9 protein-coding genes are annotated in these 16800 nt (G+C 75.0%); 5 read left to right on the forward strand and 4 right to left on the reverse strand.

Translation table 11 applies throughout. From position 1 onward, the window contains the following. Positions 1-73: 73 nt before the first annotated feature. Positions 74-7381 carry a DUF5979 domain-containing protein gene (locus tag FHE66_RS15990; protein ID WP_139072144.1) on the reverse strand — a complete coding sequence of 2436 codons (7308 nt, stop codon included), beginning with the start codon at positions 7379-7381 and terminating at the stop codon, positions 74-76. Between the two features lie 123 nt (positions 7382-7504). Next, positions 7505-8389: a formate transporter FocA gene (gene focA / locus FHE66_RS06410; RefSeq protein ID WP_139072145.1), complete on the reverse strand. Its 885-nt coding sequence runs from the start codon at positions 8387-8389 to the stop codon at positions 7505-7507. 308 nt (positions 8390-8697) lie between these two features. On the opposite strand from focA, the gene FHE66_RS06415 reads away from it, so the two are divergent. Next, entirely contained in the window at positions 8698-10419 is a 1722-nt protein-coding gene (locus tag FHE66_RS06415) for a DUF885 domain-containing protein (protein ID WP_139072146.1), read from the forward strand. On the opposite strand, the gene FHE66_RS06420 is transcribed toward FHE66_RS06415, so the two are convergent. Next, the gene (locus tag FHE66_RS06420) at positions 10416-11129 is read right to left on the reverse strand and encodes a thioredoxin domain-containing protein (protein WP_168202632.1); all 714 of its coding nucleotides are present in this window, start codon (positions 11127-11129) and stop codon (positions 10416-10418) included. The two genes, FHE66_RS06415 and FHE66_RS06420, sit on opposite strands and share 4 nt — an antisense overlap. Positions 11130-11218: 89 nt before the next feature. Here FHE66_RS06420 and FHE66_RS06425 point away from each other — a divergent pair, with 89 nt between their 5' ends. After that, a complete protein-coding gene (locus FHE66_RS06425) occupies positions 11219-11833 on the forward strand; it encodes a nucleoside triphosphate pyrophosphatase (protein WP_139072222.1) in 615 nt (204 codons plus the stop codon). A 253-nt stretch (positions 11834-12086) separates the two neighbouring features. Then, positions 12087-13898: a biotin carboxylase N-terminal domain-containing protein gene (locus FHE66_RS06430; RefSeq protein ID WP_139072148.1), complete on the forward strand. Its 1812-nt coding sequence runs from the start codon at positions 12087-12089 to the stop codon at positions 13896-13898. Here FHE66_RS06430 and FHE66_RS06435 read toward each other — a convergent pair. After that, complete coding sequence (locus tag FHE66_RS06435; protein ID WP_255303626.1) at positions 13895-14815, reverse strand: NUDIX domain-containing protein; 921 nt, start codon at positions 14813-14815, stop codon at positions 13895-13897. The genes FHE66_RS06430 and FHE66_RS06435 overlap by 4 nt on opposite strands. A gap of 100 nt (positions 14816-14915) precedes the next feature. Here FHE66_RS06435 and dapD point away from each other — a divergent pair, with 100 nt between their 5' ends. Together dapD and FHE66_RS06445 are read left to right on the forward strand one after the other, a co-directional pair. After that, entirely contained in the window at positions 14916-15863 is a 948-nt protein-coding gene (gene dapD / locus FHE66_RS06440) for a 2,3,4,5-tetrahydropyridine-2,6-dicarboxylate N-succinyltransferase (RefSeq protein WP_139072150.1), read from the forward strand. Next, positions 15856-16707, forward strand: a complete 852-nt coding sequence (locus tag FHE66_RS06445) for a hypothetical protein (protein WP_139072151.1) — start codon at positions 15856-15858, stop codon at positions 16705-16707. Before dapD ends, FHE66_RS06445 begins: the two co-directional genes overlap by 8 nt. The last annotated feature ends 93 nt before the right edge of the window (positions 16708-16800 follow it).

A 16800-nucleotide genomic window follows, 5' to 3' on the forward strand; every position in this document is an offset into this window, starting at 1 on the left:
ACGTGGGCCGCGGGTGTGCGGCCGTGCCGGACCTTGGGGGGAGGCCCGGCACGACCGCGGTTCAGGGGCCGCGCTACGGGGTGGAGCCGCGGCGCCTCAGCACCACCGCGCCCAGGGCCACGAGCAGCGCGGCGATGCCCACCAGGGCGCCCACCTGGGCACCGGTCCGGACGAGGCCGGAGACCGCGTCGGCCGGCGGTGACGGCTCGACCGGGACGGCGTCGAAGGCGTTGACGACGACGGCGCGCGCCTGGCCGGGGCCGGCCGGGAGCTGGACCGCGGCGCTCGGGCCCTCGGTGGTGACCGGCTCCTGTCCCTCGACCGTCACGGTGATGGTCGTGCCGTCGGCTCCGCCGGTCAGCGTCTCGGTGAGGTGGCAGTCCGCGCCCACCGGCAGCCGGTCGTACACGGTCCGCAGCCCGTCCGCCGGGCTCAGCTCGCGCACCGCCCCGCCCGGGATCCCGACCGGCGCGGTGCGCCCGTCGACCTCCCGGGTGCAGACGAGCTCGATCTCGAACGGACCCTGCGCCCCGGCGAGGTCGCCCTGGACCTCCTTGACGACCTCGAGCGAGGTGACGTCGAAGGTGTTGGTGAGGGTGACCGCCGCTGCCTGTGGCTCGCCGTCCTCGACGGGCGGGACCGTGACCGTGCCGTCGAGGGGCGCGATCGTGGAGGAGGTCGCCCCACCGGTCCCGGTCTCGTGCACGGTGCAGTGGGCACCGACGACGAGGTCGTCGATCCGCGCGGTGTAGCCGTTCTCCCGCGTCAGCGTGACCACGCCGTCGTTCGGCAGCGCGACGGGCTGCGTCCGGCCGTCCCAGCTGCACGCGACCTCGGCCACGAAGGGCCCCTCGCCCCACAGCTCGGCCCCGTCGCCGTCGACCACCTTGGTGATCTCCAGGGCGCCGACGTCGAAGGTGTTCGTGGCCACGACGCGCGCCTCGCTCACGGTGTCCGCCTCGGCAGGCTGCGTGATCTCGACGATGCCGTCAGCCGGCTCGAGCGTCGTCGTCGTCGCGCCGCCGGTGACCGTCTCGGCGACACCGCAGTGCGTGCCGGCCGGGAAGACTCCGAAGGAGCGGGTCTCCCCGCCGCGCAGCTCGAAGGTCTCCTCGAGCAGCACCTGGCCCTCGTAGGTGCACTCGGCGGTGAAGCCGAACGGTCCGTCCCCGTAGGTCCCGGCTCCCGCGCCGTCGACGTCCTTGGCCACCGTGAGCGTGCCCGCTCCGTAGCCGTTCACCACCGTGACCTCCGCGGGGTCGACGCCGGGGACGACGGTCGCCGAGCCGTCACCGTGGTCGGTGACGTTGTCCCCGACGACGGTGACGGTGTCGGCGTGCGAGCCGTCGGTCTCGGTGAGCAGGCACTCGGTGCCCACGGGGAGGAGGTCGTCCGGGAGGGTGAACGTCTCGCCGTCGGCGAGCGTGAACGCGAGCGTCGTCGCGCCGTCGGCCCCCAGCGGGACGGGCACCCCGGTGAGCGAGGTGCACCGGAGGGTGAAGTCGAACGGACCGAGCTTCCCAGTGGTGGCGTGCGTGTCGACGGCCTTGGTCACCGACAGGCCGGTGAACCGGTAGTCGTTGGTCACCGTGGCGACCTGGGCGGCGGGGACGTCCTGCTCGGCTCGTGTCGGGTCGGTGGGCTCGGTGAGGGTGAGCACGCCGTCCACCGGGTCGGTGGTGCGAGTGGTCTCGCCGAACTCACCGGTCTGCGCCGTCTCGGTGACCGTGCACTCGGTCTGCGGGCCGGCCCCGTAGGGGATGCCGTCGAGGCGGACCTGCTCACCGGCGGTGAGGGTCACGGTCGCGCCGGCGCCGAGGTCGAGCGGGGTGTCCCCGTTCCGGCAGCTGAGCGCGAGGGTGAAGTCCTCCGCGGCGTACGCCGCGGCGGGCCCGGTGACCTCCTTGGCGACGGCGATCGACCCGGTGCGCAGGTGGACGCCGACGGCGTTGGGCGCGAGGCGCTTGACCGCGTGGCGCCCCTGCGGGTCGACGTCGCGGTACTGGACGCCGAACTGGTTCCAGGCGAAGGACTCGTCGGCCGGGACGACGGCGGGCGCCCCGCTCGGGTCCTGCGCCGTCGCGACCACGTTGCGGGTGCGGAAGGTGACGTCGACGAGCTCCCTCGTCGTCAGCGCCCCGGAGGCCGTGGCGGTGAAGTCGAGGGAGACGCGCAGCCCGGTGACCGCGTCCCAGTCCGTCGTAGCGCCGACCGGGGTCCACGTCTCACCCGCCTGCGCGCACGGCGTGTGTGCGGAGCCTCCGGAGAGACCGGCCCAGGTGCCCCGGCAGACGTCCGGGCTCGTGGTCGTCTCGACGACGACGGCGGTGCCGTCCGGCGCGTGGACGTCGAGGGAGTCGGCGACGAGCCGGGGGCGGTAGGTGGAGCCGCGCGAGGCGCCCGAGACGAGGAACCCGTCCCCTGCCACGGGCAGCTGGTCGAAGACCGTCATCGAGGTCACCGGGAAGGTGCCGGCGTTCTGGACGCGCAGCACCCAGTGGTCCTCACCGCCGAGCTCGCTGTGCGCCACGCAGGGCGCCCGGTAGTAGGAGCCACCGGTGGCCGTGAGTGTGGGGCTGCAGGTGGCGCCGGTCCCGGGGTGGTAGGCGCCGCCCGCGCTCGTGCCGTCGAGGGAGCCACGCACGCCCTTGACCGCGAAGAGGTTGGGGCCGGCGACGGCGTCGACGTAGTCGCGGGTCGCGCAGGAGGTGTCCCCGCCCGGCTGGTGCCAGTTGCCGCTGCCGTCGGTGTTGCCGCAGCGGTCGAGGACCTCCGCGGTGGTGACGGCGACGTCGTTGAAGACCCGCCCGGCCGCAGGCTGCAGCTCGAGGGGGAGGTCGATGGTGAACGTCTCCCCCGGGGCCATCCGGTTGCCGCCCTCGGGCCAGGTGAGGACGAGGTCGGGGCCGGAGACGGCCAGGGTGACGTCCTCGGAGAGGAGGCCGCCCTCCTGGGCCGTGTAGGTCGGGGCGTCCCCGAGGTGGACGAGCTCGGCGGGCAGGGTGTCGCGCAGCTCGGTGAGGGTGAGGAACCCGGTGCCGGCGTTGGTGACGGTGATCCGGAACGGGACGCTCTCGCCGGGGTTGGCGCGCCGGTTGCCGGCGTTGGTCAGCTTGTTGACCTCGAGCTCGCGGGTGCCCTCGCTCAGGGTGAGGCGGGCGGTGGCCGGGGCCGGGGCGGAGTCCTTCCCGTCGGTCCGCAGGCTCTGCGCGGTCACCGTGTTGGCGACCGACCCGGTGAAGACGACATCCTCGCCGGAGGCGCGGTAGGTGTCGCGCACCGCGACGGTGAACGCGGCCCGCGCCGACCAGTTCGCGGCCGGCGGCGGTGCCTGGTCGAAGTAGCCGCCGTCGGCGCGGGTGAACGCGAAGCGGATGCCCTGGACGTCGCCGTAGGCCTCGGCCGGGACGGGCAGCTCGGCGGTGGCCGCCGGGGCGCCGTCCACCCAGGCCGGGGCGCCCTGCGGGCCGAAGGGACCGTAGACGCCGACGGCGACGCGGTCCGCACCGGCGGGCAGCGACACGGCACCGAGGCCGGTGAGGTCGACGGTGTCCCAGAAGTCCGCGGAGGCGGCATGGTCCTCGAGCACGACGCGGCTGGGCGACAGCGTGCTGCGCGGGCTGGTGCCCTGGTCCGCGGCGAGCGTGACGGTCACCGGGACGTCGGGGTCGGCGAGGAGCACCTGGGCAGGGCTCACCGTCTTCGAGGGCCGGATGTTGACGTCACCGCCGGTGAGCACGACCCGGGCGGAGGCGAGGTCGCCGGTGGTGTCGCCTGGGCTGAGCACGTCGTCGTAGGACTGGGCGAAGACCCGGTTGTCGAGGTCGAGGGTCCGGGTGACGCCGAGCACGAGCGGCTCGTCGGTGCGGCGCGGGGTCGGGCGCAGCCGGGTCTCGAGGGTGAGGCCGAGCCGGTTGGCCTGGGTGATGGTCGTGCCGACGCCGGCGGCGCCGGCGTCGTGGGCCTGGAAGGTCACCGAGACGCCGACGACGTCGGCGAGCGCGGCGGCGTCGAGGGCGGCCGCGGCGGTGCCGGTGTGCCGGCTCGTCGTGTAGGCCTGCCCGTCGTGGTGGAGGAGCCACACGACGGTGGCGTCGAGGTCGACCTCGTCGGCACGGCTCGCCGAGAGCGCGACCCGGGTGAGGTCGACGTACCGGAACGGGCTGTGCTCCAGCCAGTCGACGTCCGCCCCGAACGGGTCGGCGTCGGGGTCGGAGGTCTGGCAGGCGGAGACCGGCGCCGGGGCGGCGCACGGGGTGGCGGGGTCGGTGACCCGGACGTGCCCGGCGGCGGCCACGGAGGCGTTGTGGGCGGTGATCGTCCACGTCGCGGTGGGCCAGCGGTCCACCGGGGTGCCCTGCTCGGGGACGAACACCGGGGTGGCGGCGGCCACGGTCTTGCTCACGGCGACGGCCGGGCCGGGGTCGAGGACCTGGATGGTGTCGGCGTCGACGTCCCGGGCGGTGCTGCCGTCGGCGCGGGTGCCGTCGAGGGCGACGGTGTTCTCCACGGTGCCGGGGCCGGCGGTGACGTTGTAGCCGAGCTGCCCGGTGACCCAGGCGCCGGGGGCGCCGTCGTCGGTGCGGGTCCGCTCACGCAGCTGCCAGTCGAGGTCGAACCGGCGGATGGTGCTGCCGGCTCCCACCCCGCTGCCCGGCTCGGGGGCGTAGGGGTCGAAGGCCGCGCCGACCTGCTGGGCGGCCTGCCGGGCCGCGGTGTTCTCGGCCAGGGTGAGCCGGACGCCGGTCGTGGCGGCGGACTGCTCTGCCGTGAGCTGGTGGCCGACGAACCGGCCCTGCTGGACCCAGCCGCCGGCGGGGACCGGGAGGGCGCTCCAGGCGCCGCCGGTGTACAGCTCGACGGCGGTGACGTCGTCGTAGCGCAGGTACCAGCCGGTGCTGAAGGGCACGCTGCTCGCGGCGACGGGACGGACCGCGCGCAGGTCGAAGGCCTCGTAGACCGTGCCCGTGGGGGCCTGTGTGGCCGCGTCGGTGAGGGTCACGGCGGCGAAGCCCGGGGAGACGTGCCAGTGCAGGGCGGTGCCCGCGGTGTCCGCGGCCTGCGCGTGCACGGCGTCGGTGTCCCACGCCTTCTCGACGTCGAGCGCGCCGGGCCCGCCCGGGAGGGCGACGACCTCGCCCGCGGCGGCGTCGCCGTCCTCGTCGGTGAGCGGGGTGCCGCCCTCGGAGGAGCCGGCCGCGCGGACCGTCGCGGTGTTGACGTAGTCGGTGGGCCGCTGCGTCGTGCCCTCGGCCTCGAGCGCGTCGACCGGGCCGCCGCTGCGCAGCTCGCTGCGGGCGTCCAGGACGAGCACGGGCTCGACGGTGAGGTCGTTGGCGAAGCCCGCGTCGCTGTGGAAGGTCAGCCGCACACCGGTGACGTCGCCCGCACCGGCGTCCGCGAGCGCCGCCGCGAGGTCGGGCCGGTCGAGCCGGAAGACCGTGGCGGTCTCCTGCGGGCCGTGGCCGGCGACCCGGGTCCAGGCCTCGCCGTCGCGCACCTCGAGGGTGAGCACGGCCCCGGCGGGCACCTGGGTGGGGGCGACGGCGACGAGGTCGAAGGCGTCCCAGAACTCGGCGTCGCCCGTGCCCAGGACGTCCTCGAGGACGATGTCGTGGAGGACGGCGCGGTCGGTGGCGGTCCCGGTGGCGCGCAGGGTGACGAAGGCCGTCCCGCCGGGCTCGACGGGCGAGGCCGGTCGGACCTGCTTGTCGAGCGTGACGCCGACGGCGGGGGTGATGACGGTGAGCCGGTCGAGGTCCGAGGCCGTGGCGCTCGTCCCGTTGGCGGCCGTCGCGGTGGTCGTGACGGTGTTGGTGAGGGTCGCGCGCGCCGCCTCACCGGCGGCGGCCTCGGTGGTGCCGATGACGAAGCTCGCGGTCGCGGTCGCGGCCTCCTCGATGGCGTTGCCGGGGGCCGTGTAGACGAGCTCGAAGCCGGAGACGGGCGTCGCCGGCGCCGCCGGCGTCTCCCCGCGGGCGAACGGCTGCTCGACCGGGCCGCCGCCGGCGAGCGGGTGGTAGACCACGACCGCGTCGGTCGCGCCGGCGGGCCAGGTCGGCGCCTGCGTGAAGCCACCGAAGGTGACGTCCGCGGTGAAGAAGCCGGTGTCGGCGAGGCGCAGCTCGGCCACCGGGGAGGCGGTGTTGGTCGCGCTCAGCGTCCCGGTCGCGCTCTCCCCGCCGGTCACCGTCCGCGGCTCGATGTTCTTCTCGGTCGTGACCGCGAGCGCCGCGGGCACGACGTCGTAGCGGGCGCCTGCCTCCTTCGTCACGGTCCGGTCGTGCTCGAGGGACGTCGCGGTGGCGGTGACGACGTTGGCCACGCCGGAGGGCGCCGTCGACAGGTCGGCGCCGCCGTCGCGGTGGGTGGCGCGCTGCGCGAGCGTGAGGTCGACGGCGGCGAGGTCGCGGGGGGCGACGGCGCCGGCGTAGGAGAACCGCAGGCCCGCGACGTCGGCGGCGTCCACACCGGTGGGCAGGGCGGGAGCGGGGAGCGGGGCCCCGGTGACCCACCGCCAGGCGCCGGCCTCGTCCTGGACGTACGCGTCGACCTGGACCTGCGTGCCGGCGGGCACCGTCGCGGCTCCGAACCCGGTGAAGTCGGTGATGGTGAAGGGGTTGGAGGCGGCGAGCGCGGTGGCGCCCTCGGGGGCGTCCGCGGGCTCCTGCAGGGTGAGGGCGTCCAGGGGCACGTTGGAGAGGCTGGTGACGGCCAGGGAGACCGTCGAGGTGCTGCCGGGCGCGAAGTCCTGCGGGCTGGGGCCCCACGTCTTCGTCGGGGCGAGGTCGACGACGGCCGGCACGGACAGCCGCACGGGGGCGGACGCCTCGCCGGACAGCGAGTTGCTCGCCGTCGTGCGGGCGGTGTTGACGATCTCGAGCTCGCGCGGGGTGAGGTCGTCCGGCACGCGGAGCGCGAGCTGGACGGTGAACGTCCGGCCGTTCTGCAGGCCGACGCCGTCCGGGGTGGTGACGTCGCCGGTGAAGTCGACGACGAGCCGGGTGTCGGGGCCGACGACGTCGGGCTGCGCGACCGGACGCCCGCCCTCGGTCCATTCGACGGTGCGCGGGACGGTGCTCTCACCGGGGGTGGTGGTGACGCCCTGGAGCCGGAAGCCGGCGAGCTCGGCGGGCAGCGTGTCGGTGAGCTGCGCGTCGAGGCAGGACTGCTCGGAGCACTGGACCTGGACGCTGTAGGTGAAGGTCTGCCCGGGGGCGAGCTGGTAGGGCTCGGCCGCCTTGGTCACCTCGAGGTACTGGGCCTGCGCGGCGACCGGCGTCGCCAGCGCCCCCACGGCGGGCAGCGCCACGGCGAACGCGGCGAGGACCGCCCAGACCTTCCGACGACCCTGACGCCTCCGCCGACGACGCTCGTCCACTGCTACCCGCTTCCGCCCGGTTCCCGGGCGCGCAAACACACGCCCACTGCGACTTTCGCAGGAGCGGGGCGTACTAAAGGACGAGAGGCCGGGTTTTCACCCCGCCGTTCACCCTCGGCGGCGTCAGCAGCCGGTGGTGAGGGCCTCCGGCCGGGGACGCTCGAGGTAGCGGAAGATCGTCCAGTACATGATCCCGACCATGACGCCGCCGCCGACGATGTTGCCGAGCGTGACGGGCAGCAGGTTGTCCACGAGGAACGAGCCCCACGTGAGGTCGGCGAAGTCGGCCGGGGCCAGGCCGGTGCTGCTCCAGAACTCCGGGCCCGCCTGACCCTTGATGAGGATGCCGAGCGGGATCATGAACATGTTGGCGACCGAGTGCTCGAAGCCCGCGGAGACGAACAGTGCGATGGGCAGGGTGAGGGCGAGGATCTTGTCCGTCGTCGTCCGCCCGGAGTAGGCCGCCCACACCGCCAGGCACACCATGAGGTTGCACAGGATGCCGAGCACCAGGGCCTCGAGGAACGGGTGGCTCACCTTGGCCTGCGCCGTGTCCAGGACGACGGCGCCCCACCCGCCGTCGGCGGACTGCCACGTCCCGGCGAGGTAGACGAGGGCGGCGATCACCAGCGCGCCGATGAAGTTCGCGACGTAGACCACGCCCCAGTTGCGCAGCAGCTGGGTCCATGTGATCCGACCGCTCGCGCGGGCGGTGAGCGTGAGGGTCGAGCTGGTGAAGAGCTCGGCCCCGGTGAGCACGACGAGGACGATGCCGGTGGAGAAGACGAGCCCGCCCAGGAGCCTGGCCACACCCCACGGCATGTCCTGCGCGCCGACCTGCGTCGTGGTGAAGAAGACGAACCCGAGAGCGATGTAGCCCCCGGCGGTCAGCCCGAGGAGGAAGGACTTCAGCGGCCGGTTCGTCGCCTTGGCGACGGAGGAGTCCTCCGCCACCCTCGCCATCTGCGCCGGGCTGAGGAGGACGTGGCTGTCGGGGGTGACGGTCATGAGCGCCTTCCGGGTGGTGGGGTGGTGGGGTGGTCTGCGGCCAGACCCGGCGGCGTCGGTCTGTGGGGCACCGACCGCCGCCCTGGCGTGGCCCTCGAGGCACCGCACTCTCCCATGCTCCCCGCACCGCCCTCCCCCGTGCTGGGACCATGTTCCCCGGCGCCGCGGGACGAGCGCCACGCACGCCCGCAGGCACGCGGGTTCACCCCGCCTCACCCCGCCCCCCGCAGAATGTGACCTGGCCCTCAGTCCCAGCGCCGTGAGCCGCGGACTCACGCACGGTCCGCGCTCCGATACGCTCCGAAATCGTGATCGACAATCCGCGGGAAGCCACCAGGATCGACGCGACGGCCGAGGACTACGTCCAGCGGCTGGCTGCCCTCGACCCGTTGGCGGCGACCTCCCTCGGACTACCCGGGCACGAGGACGAGCTGCCCGACCTCTCGCCCCGCGGCCACCTCGCCCGCGCGGAGGCAGCCATGGAGGCCGTCGCCCACCTCACCGAGCTCGAGGCCGCCGACGAGGTCGACGTCGTGACGATGGCGGCGATGAGCGAGCGGCTCGGGCTGGACGCCGAGCTCTACATGTCCGGCGAGGTGGGTCGCCAGCTCAACGTCATCCACTCCCCCGTGCAGAACCTGCGCGACGTCTTCGACCTCATGCCGACGGACACGACCGAGCACTGGGAGTCCATCGGCCGCCGGATGACGGCCCTGCCCGACGCCCTCGCCGGCTACCAGGAGTCCCTGCGCGCGGCGGCCGTGGACGGCAAGGTCGCGGCGCGGCGGCAGATCGAGGCGTGCATCGCGCAGGCGGAGGAGCTCGCGGACGAGAGCACCTCGTTCTTCACGACGTTCGTCGCCGGGGCCCGCCCCGACGGCTCCGAGCCGTCCGGCGCGCTCGCCGACCTCCTCACCACCGGGGCCGCCGAGGCACGCCGCGCCTACGGGGAGCTGTCCCAGATGCTGCGCCGCGAGCTCGCCCCCAAGGCGGGCACCCGCGACGGCGTGGGCCGCGAACGCTACGAGCTGTGGTCGCGCTACTTCCTCGGCGCCACCGTCGACCTCGACGAGACGTACGAGTGGGGGTGTGAGGAGCTCGCCCGCGTGACCGCCGAGCAGAACGCGGTGGCGGCGCGGCTGTACGGACCGGGCACGACCCCCGCCGAGGCGATGGCCCGGCTCGACGCCGACCCCGCACGCCGGCTGCGCGGCACCGACGCGCTCCAGGCGTGGATGCAGGAGACCTCCGACCGCGCCGTCGCCGAGCTGGCCGACACCCACTTCGACATCCCCGAGCCGGTCCGCCGCCTCGAGTGCCGCATCGCCCCCACCCAGACGGGCGGGATCTACTACACCGGCCCGAGCGCGGACTTCTCCCGCCCCGGCCGGATGTGGTGGTCGGTGCCGCCGGGCGTCACCGAGTTCGCCACGTGGCGTGAGCTCACCACCGTCTACCACGAGGGCGTTCCGGGCCACCACCTCCAGATCGCGCAGACCGCCTACCGCTCGGACCTGCTCAACACGTGGCGGCGCCTGGCCTGCTGGGTGAGCGGGCACGGCGAGGGCTGGGCGCTGTACGCCGAGCGGCTCATGGCCGACCTCGGCTACCTCGACGACCCCGCCGACCACCTCGGCATGCTCGACGGGCAGCGGCTGCGGGCCGCGCGTGTCGTCCTCGACATCGGCGTCCACCTCGGCAAGCGGGCACCGGAGGACCTCGGCGGCGGCACGTGGGACGCGCTCAAGGCGTGGGAGTTCCTCAAGGCCAACGCGAACATGGCCGAGGGGTTCCTCGCCTTCGAGCTCGACCGGTACCTCGGGTGGCCCGCGCAGGCGCCGTCCTACAAGGTCGGCCAGCGGCTGTGGGAGCAGATCCGCGACACTTCCGCGCAGGAGGCGCGCGCCCGGGGCGAGGAGCTCGACCTCAAGGCCTTCCACCGGCGCGCGCTCGACGTCGGGTCGGTCGGGCTGGACGTCCTGCGCTCGACGCTCGTCCGCCGCCCGGACGCCCCCGCCTCCCGGCGCTAGTCGGTCACGGCCTCCCGCACGAGCTCGAGGGTCTGCTCGTGGGTCTCCCCGCCGACGAGCTCGCCGTCGACCCACACCTGCGGGATGTAGTTGACCCCGGCGGCCGCGGCCTGCGCCGTCGCCGCGTCCACCCAGTCGCTGTAGGCAAGGGACTCCAGCGCCGCGACGTCGGCCTCGTCGAGGTCCGCGCCGGCCTCGCGCGCGGCCGCGACCAGCTGCTCGTCGGTGATCTCCTCGGTCGTCGTCGACGGCTGCATGTCCAGGAGCGCGTCCTGGACGGCCGGCCACGCCTCGGGGTCGACGTCGGCGACGAGAGCGAGGAGGTTCGCCCCCCGCGTGGAGAAGGCGTGCGTCGTGCGCGGGCCGAGGTAGTCGACGACGGTGACCTCGACGGCGACGTCCGAGCCCTGCGCCCACTCCTCGACGTCCCCGGCCATGAGGTCGTGGAGCTGCTGGCAGTGGGGGCAGTTGAGGTCCTGGTAGACGTGGACCCGCTCGGGCGCGTCGGGGTCACCGAGGATGACGGAGGAGTCGGTGACGGTGACGTCCCCGGTGGTGCCGGTGGCCGGGGTGCGCTGCTCGGTGGCGACCGTCGTCGTACTGTCGGAGGCCGGCTCCTCCGCGTCGCCGCACCCCGCGAGGAGCAGGGCCGCGGCGGCGGCGACGACGAGCCCCGTGCGGGGGCGGCGCGAGATCGCTGAACGCTTCATGCTCTCCATGGTCGCACCTGGCACCGAGGTGCGGCGGGGACGTTCTACCTTCCGCGCGGGTGGGGCCGGCCCGATCTCCCGTACGCTCACTGCCCGTGAGACTCCTCCTGGCCTCGGCCTCCCCCGCCCGCCTCGCGACCCTCCGGGCCGCCGGCCTCGACCCCGACGTCCAGGTCTCGGAGGTCGACGAGCCCGCGGTGCTGCGCGACGCCGAGCCGGGCACGAGCCCGGCGGACCAGGTGCTCCTGCTCGCCCGGGCCAAGGCCCGCGACGTCGCGGGCGACGTGAGCGACGCCGTCGTCGTCGGCTGCGACTCCATGCTCGAGCTCGACGGCGAGGTCCACGGCAAGCCCGCCGACGCGCAGGAGGCGGTGGCCCGCTGGCGGCGGATGCGTGGGCGCTCCGGCGTCCTGCACACCGGCCACTGGCTCGTCGACCGGCGCTCCGGTGCCGGCGCCGAGACCGGCGGCGTCTCCTCCACCACCGTCCACTTCGCCGACCTCGACGACGCCGAGATCGAGGCCTACGTCGCGACCGGGGAGCCGCTCGCGGTCGCCGGGGCGTTCACCGTCGACGGCCTGGGAGGGCCCTTCGTCAGCCGGATCGAGGGCGACCACCACGGCGTCGTCGGGCTGAGCCTGCCGCTCCTGCGCACCCTGCTCGCCGAGCTCGGCGTCCGGCTCACCGACCTCTGGCGGCGCTGACCTTCCCGAAGACCTGCCGGGGCCGGGGCGCAGTTGTCGGCCCGGCACAGACCGGGCCGGGCGACCGGCCCCCTCCGGCACCGCGGACGTGCCCGTTTTGTAGGGTCGGCACAAGCCGCTCCTGGGCTGGTTGCTCCTGCCGACAGACTTCGCCGGCAGGGCGGGTGGCGAATAGGACCGCACGCGCCGGGCGGATACCGTGAGGCGGTCCGGGCAGCGCGCGCCCGGGTACCGGCGAGCAGATCGGAGCATCATGACGAGCACCTCTGGAGGGTCGCCGACCCGGCGCCCGTTGACGAAGGTGCTCATCGCCAACAGGGGCGAGATCGCGGTGCGGATCGCCCGTGCGTGCACGGACGCGGGCCTGGCCAGCGTCGCCGTCTACGCCGAGCCGGACCGCGACGCCCTCCACGTGCGGCTGAGCGACGAGGCCTTCGGTCTCGGCGGCTCGCGCGCGGCAGAGACCTACCTCGACGCGGCCAAGCTGCTCGACGTCGCCCGCCGCAGCGGCGCCGACGCCGTCCACCCCGGCTACGGCTTCCTCTCCGAGAACGCCGAGTTCGCCCAGCAGGTCATCGACGCCGGACTCACCTGGATCGGCCCGCCGCCCGCCGCGATCCGCGCGCTCGGTGACAAGGTGAGCGCCCGGCACATCGCCCACGCCGCCGGTGCCCCGCTCGTCGCCGGCACCCCGGACCCGGTCGAGTGCGCCGAGGAGGTCCTCGCTTTCGCCGACGAGCACGGCCTGCCGGTGGCGATCAAGGCCGCCCACGGCGGTGGCGGACGCGGCCTCAAGGTCGCCCGCACCCGCGAGGAGGTCCCCGAGCTCTTCGACTCCGCCGTCCGCGAGGCCAAGGCGGCCTTCGGTCGCGGCGAGTGCTTCGTCGAGCGCTTCCTCGACCGCCCCCGCCACGTCGAGACCCAGTGCCTCGCCGACGAGCACGGCACCGTGGTCGTCGTCTCCACCCGCGACTGCTCCCTCCAGCGGCGCCACCAGAAGCTCGTCGAGGAGGCCCCCGCGCCGTTCCTCACCGCCGAGCAGGACGACCTGCTGCGCACGGCGTCCGTCGCGATCATGAGCGAGGCGGGCTACGTGGGCGCCGGGACGTGCGAGTTCCTCATCGGGGCCGACGGCACGATCTCCTTCCTCGAGGTCAACACCCGCCTGCAGGTGGAGCACCCGGTGACCGAGGAGGTCACCGGCATCGACCTCGTGCGCGAGCAGCTGCGCATCGCCGCCGGGGAGCCGCTCGGCTACACCGAGGTGTCCACCCGCGGCCACAGCATCGAGTTCCGGCTCAACGGGGAGAACCCGGGCGCCGGCTTCCTGCCCTCCCCCGGCACGATCTCCGCGCTCACCTGGCCCGGCGGCCCGGGCGTCCGGGTGGACACCGGTGTGTGCGCCGGCGACACGGTCTCCGGGGCGTTCGACTCCATGCTCGCCAAGCTCGTCGTCACCGGCGCCGACCGCCGCCAGGCGCTCCAGCGCGCCCGGCGCGCACTGCGCGAGCTGGAGATCACCGGCATCCCCACGGTGCTGCCCTTCGCCCGCGCCGTGCTCGACGCACCGGAGTTCGCCGCCGAGGACGCCCCCTCCTTCGCCGTCCACACGACGTGGATCGAGAGCGACTTCGCCGAGCGCCTCACCGCGCTCACCACCCCCCACCACCCGAGCGCGACGAGCCCGGACAGCGCCGAGGACGCCACCGAGCGCGTCGTCGTCGAGGTCGGCGGCAAGCGGCTGGAGGTCGTCCTGCCCGCCGGGCTGGGCATCGGGGCCGGACGCGGTGGCCGCGGCGCCGTGCGCCGACCCGCACGGCGCAGCGCGCCGCGCCCCACGAGCAACGGGGCGCTCACCTCCCCGATGCAGGGCACGATCGTCAAGGTCGCCATCGAGGACGGCGCGACCGTCGACCCCGGCGACCTCGTCGTCGTGCTCGAGGCGATGAAGATGGAGCAGCCGCTCGTCGCCCACCGGGCCGGGCGGGTGCGCGGCCTGGCCGCCGCCGTCGGCCAGACGGTCTCCGCGGGCAGCGTCATCTGCGAGATCGACGAGCCCGTCTAGCGCAGCACGAGCCGCGGGCCCACCGTCCGCGCGCCGGCGACCTCGACGCGTCGCCGCAGCTCGCGGTCCGACGTCACGACGACGACGTCCGCGCCCTGCCGCACGTGCCGCTGCGCCTCGGCGAGGATCGTCTCGTCGCCCTCACCGGGTGCGTCGACCACGGTGAGCGCGCCGAGGGCGCTACCGCCCGGCAGCCCGGGCACACCGCGGGCGCGCCCCTCGGCGACGAGGACGACGTCGGGGTACCACGCGTGCCCGGGCAGCCCGAGACCGTCGGCCGGCAGCCCGTCGCGCGCGAGGGCGGCCAGCCCGTCGCGCAGGCGCACGGTGGCCGCGGCCCGGTCGCGCCACCAGCCGTCGGGGCGGGCGCCCATGGTGTTCGCGCCGTCGACGACGAGGACGAGCCGCCGCCCGAGGAGCCCGGAGAGCGCGGGCAGCGCGTCGGCGAAGGCGGGCAGGAGCGGGCGCTCGCGCACCGCCTCCTCCTCGACCCAGGCGACCGCGAGGCTCTCCGGGTCGCTCACGCGCGGGGTGAGGTCCGCGGCCGCCTCGGCGACGACGGTCGTGTACGTCCAGTCACCGTGGTCCAGCCGGTGGCTCGCCCGCACCCGGACGTCCGCCGGGAGGATCCCGGCCTCCTCGCACGCCTCACGCAGCGCCGCCGCCACGTCCGTCTCCCCCGGGTCGATCGCCCCGCCGGGCACGCCCCACGTGCCACCGTGGTGGCTCCACGTCGCCCGGTGCTGCAGGACGACCTCGTGGCTCCCGGCCCGCTCACCGCCGTCCTGCGCGGGCAGCCGGCGCCACAGCAGCAGGCCGGCCGCCCCGTACCGGCCCCAGTGCCGGGCCCCGCAGCGGCACTCGACCCAGCCGTCGCCGGTGTGCCCCGAGGGGCGGGCGGGGGTGGGCTCGGGCACCGGCCCAGCCTCGCACACCGTCGCCCGGTGGCCGGTGAGGCGGCGCACACCAGGTGGGCAGGGTTCACGGCCCCGGCGCGCGCGCTCGTAGGCTGGTCCCATGACTCTCGCGTACGGCACCGGCCTTGCCACCGTGACCGATGACGGCACCGTCCTGGACGTCTGGTACCCCCGTCCCGCTCTCCGGGGGGAGGAGGGCACGGCCACCCCGGCCGAGACCGCCCTGCCCGTGGCCGAGCGGCGCGACGAGGCGCGCGGGGTCACGACCAAGGTCATCACCGCGGAGATCGACCTCGCCGAGCCGCCGCGCAGCACGGTCGACGCCTACCTGCGCCTCCACCTGCTCTCCCACCGCGTCGTGCGGCCCAACACGCTCAACCTCGACGGGATCTTCGGCGTCCTGCCCAACGTCGTGTGGACCTCGGCCGGCCCGTGCGCCGTCGAGGGCTTCGACGCCACCCGGGTGCGGCTGCGCGCCCGTGACGGCCACCTCACCGTGCACGGCGTCGACAAGTTCCCGCGGATGACCGACTACGTCCTCCCCGAGGGCGTGCGGATCGCCGACGCCTCCCGGGTGCGCCTGGGCGCCTACCTCGCCCCCGGCACCACCGTCATGCACGAGGGCTTCGTCAACTTCAACGCCGGCACCCTCGGCCGGTCGATGGTCGAGGGCCGCATCTCCCAGGGCGTCGTCGTCGGTGACGGCACCGACGTCGGCGGCGGTGCCTCGATCATGGGCACCCTGTCCGGCGGCGGGCAGGAGCGCATCACGATCGGCGAGCGCTGCCTGCTCGGCGCGAACAGCGGCCTGGGGATCTCCCTGGGCGACGACTGCGTGGTCGAGGCGGGCCTGTACGTCACCGCGGGCACGAAGGTCACCGTCCTGCCCGCGCCCGGCTCGGGGGCGTCCTCGCCGACGATCGTCGCCGCGCGTGAGCTCTCCGGCCGCGACCAGCTGCTGCTGCGCCGCCACTCGGTCACCGGCGCCGTCGAGGCGGTCGCTCGCACGGGCACGGGGGTCACGCTCAACGACGCGCTCCATGCGTAGGAGGCTCGTCCGGGGGACCCTCACCGTCGTCACCCTCGTCGTCGTCGCCGTCGCCGCGGTCGCGGCACTGCTCACCTGGGCCGTGCCGGACCGGGTGAGCGAGACGTGCGTCGTCGCGCTCGAGGACGGCACGCGCCACGCGCTGGACGCCGACCAGGCGGACAACGCCGCCCTGATCACCGCCGTCACGGTCCGCCGCGGGCTGCCCGCCCGGGCTGCCACCATCGCGCTCGCGACGGCGGTCCAGGAGTCCAAGCTGCGCAACATCGACTACGGGGACCGCGACTCCCTGGGCCTGTTCCAGCAGCGCCCCTCCCAGGGCTGGGGCACGCCCGAGCAGGTCATGGACCCCCTGTACTCGACGAACGCGTTCCTCGACGGCCTCGTCACCGTGCCCGGGTACACCGAGCTGCCGGTCACCGAGGCCGCCCAGGAGGTCCAGCGCTCCGCGTTCCCCGACGCCTACGCCGACCACGAGCCGGAGGGCCGCGCCTTCGCCTCCGCGCTCACCGGGAACTCGACCGCCGCCCTCACCTGCCGGCTGCCGATGCCCGAGGAGCCGGGCGACGTCGCGGCCGCCGTCACCGAGCGGCTCGCCCGGGACTTCGGGATCGAGGCGCAGACGGACGGTACGGGCGTCGTCGTGGATCCCACGCACCTCGGGGAGGACGGCGAGCGGCTCGCCTGGGCCCTGGCCCACTGGGCCGTCGCCACGGCCACGAGCACCGGTGCGACGACCGTCGAGGTCGCCGGGCACGTCTGGGACCGCGCCGCAGGCAACGACGCGGCGTGGGAGCGGACCGGGACGCCCGCCACCACCCCCGCCGTCGTCCGCATCTCCTGACCAGCCTGCCGGCGCCCACTGGGCGCACCGCCCGCCCCCGGCCCGCACTCCCCTCCACGCCCAGGTCGCCGGGCGGCGCGGCGGGGCGGCCCC

The sequence above is a fragment of the Georgenia sp. 311 genome, assembly GCF_006151955.1.
In the GTDB taxonomy this organism is placed as follows: Bacteria; Actinomycetota; Actinomycetes; order Actinomycetales; family Actinomycetaceae; genus Oceanitalea; species Oceanitalea wutianyii.

Excerpts from the sequence above, each read along its gene's own strand:
- focA (WP_139072145.1), bottom strand. The coding sequence starts at position 8,389 with ATGACCGTCACCCCCGACAGCCACGTCCTCCTCAGCCCGGCGCAGATG.
- FHE66_RS06420 (WP_168202632.1), bottom strand. The coding sequence starts at position 11,129 with ATGAAGCGTTCAGCGATCTCGCGCCGCCCCCGCACGGGGCTCGTCGTC.
- FHE66_RS06430 (WP_139072148.1), top strand. The coding sequence starts at position 12,087 with ATGACGAGCACCTCTGGAGGGTCGCCGACCCGGCGCCCGTTGACGAAG.
- dapD (WP_139072150.1), top strand. The coding sequence starts at position 14,916 with ATGACTCTCGCGTACGGCACCGGCCTTGCCACCGTGACCGATGACGGC.
- FHE66_RS06445 (WP_139072151.1), top strand. The coding sequence starts at position 15,856 with ATGCGTAGGAGGCTCGTCCGGGGGACCCTCACCGTCGTCACCCTCGTC.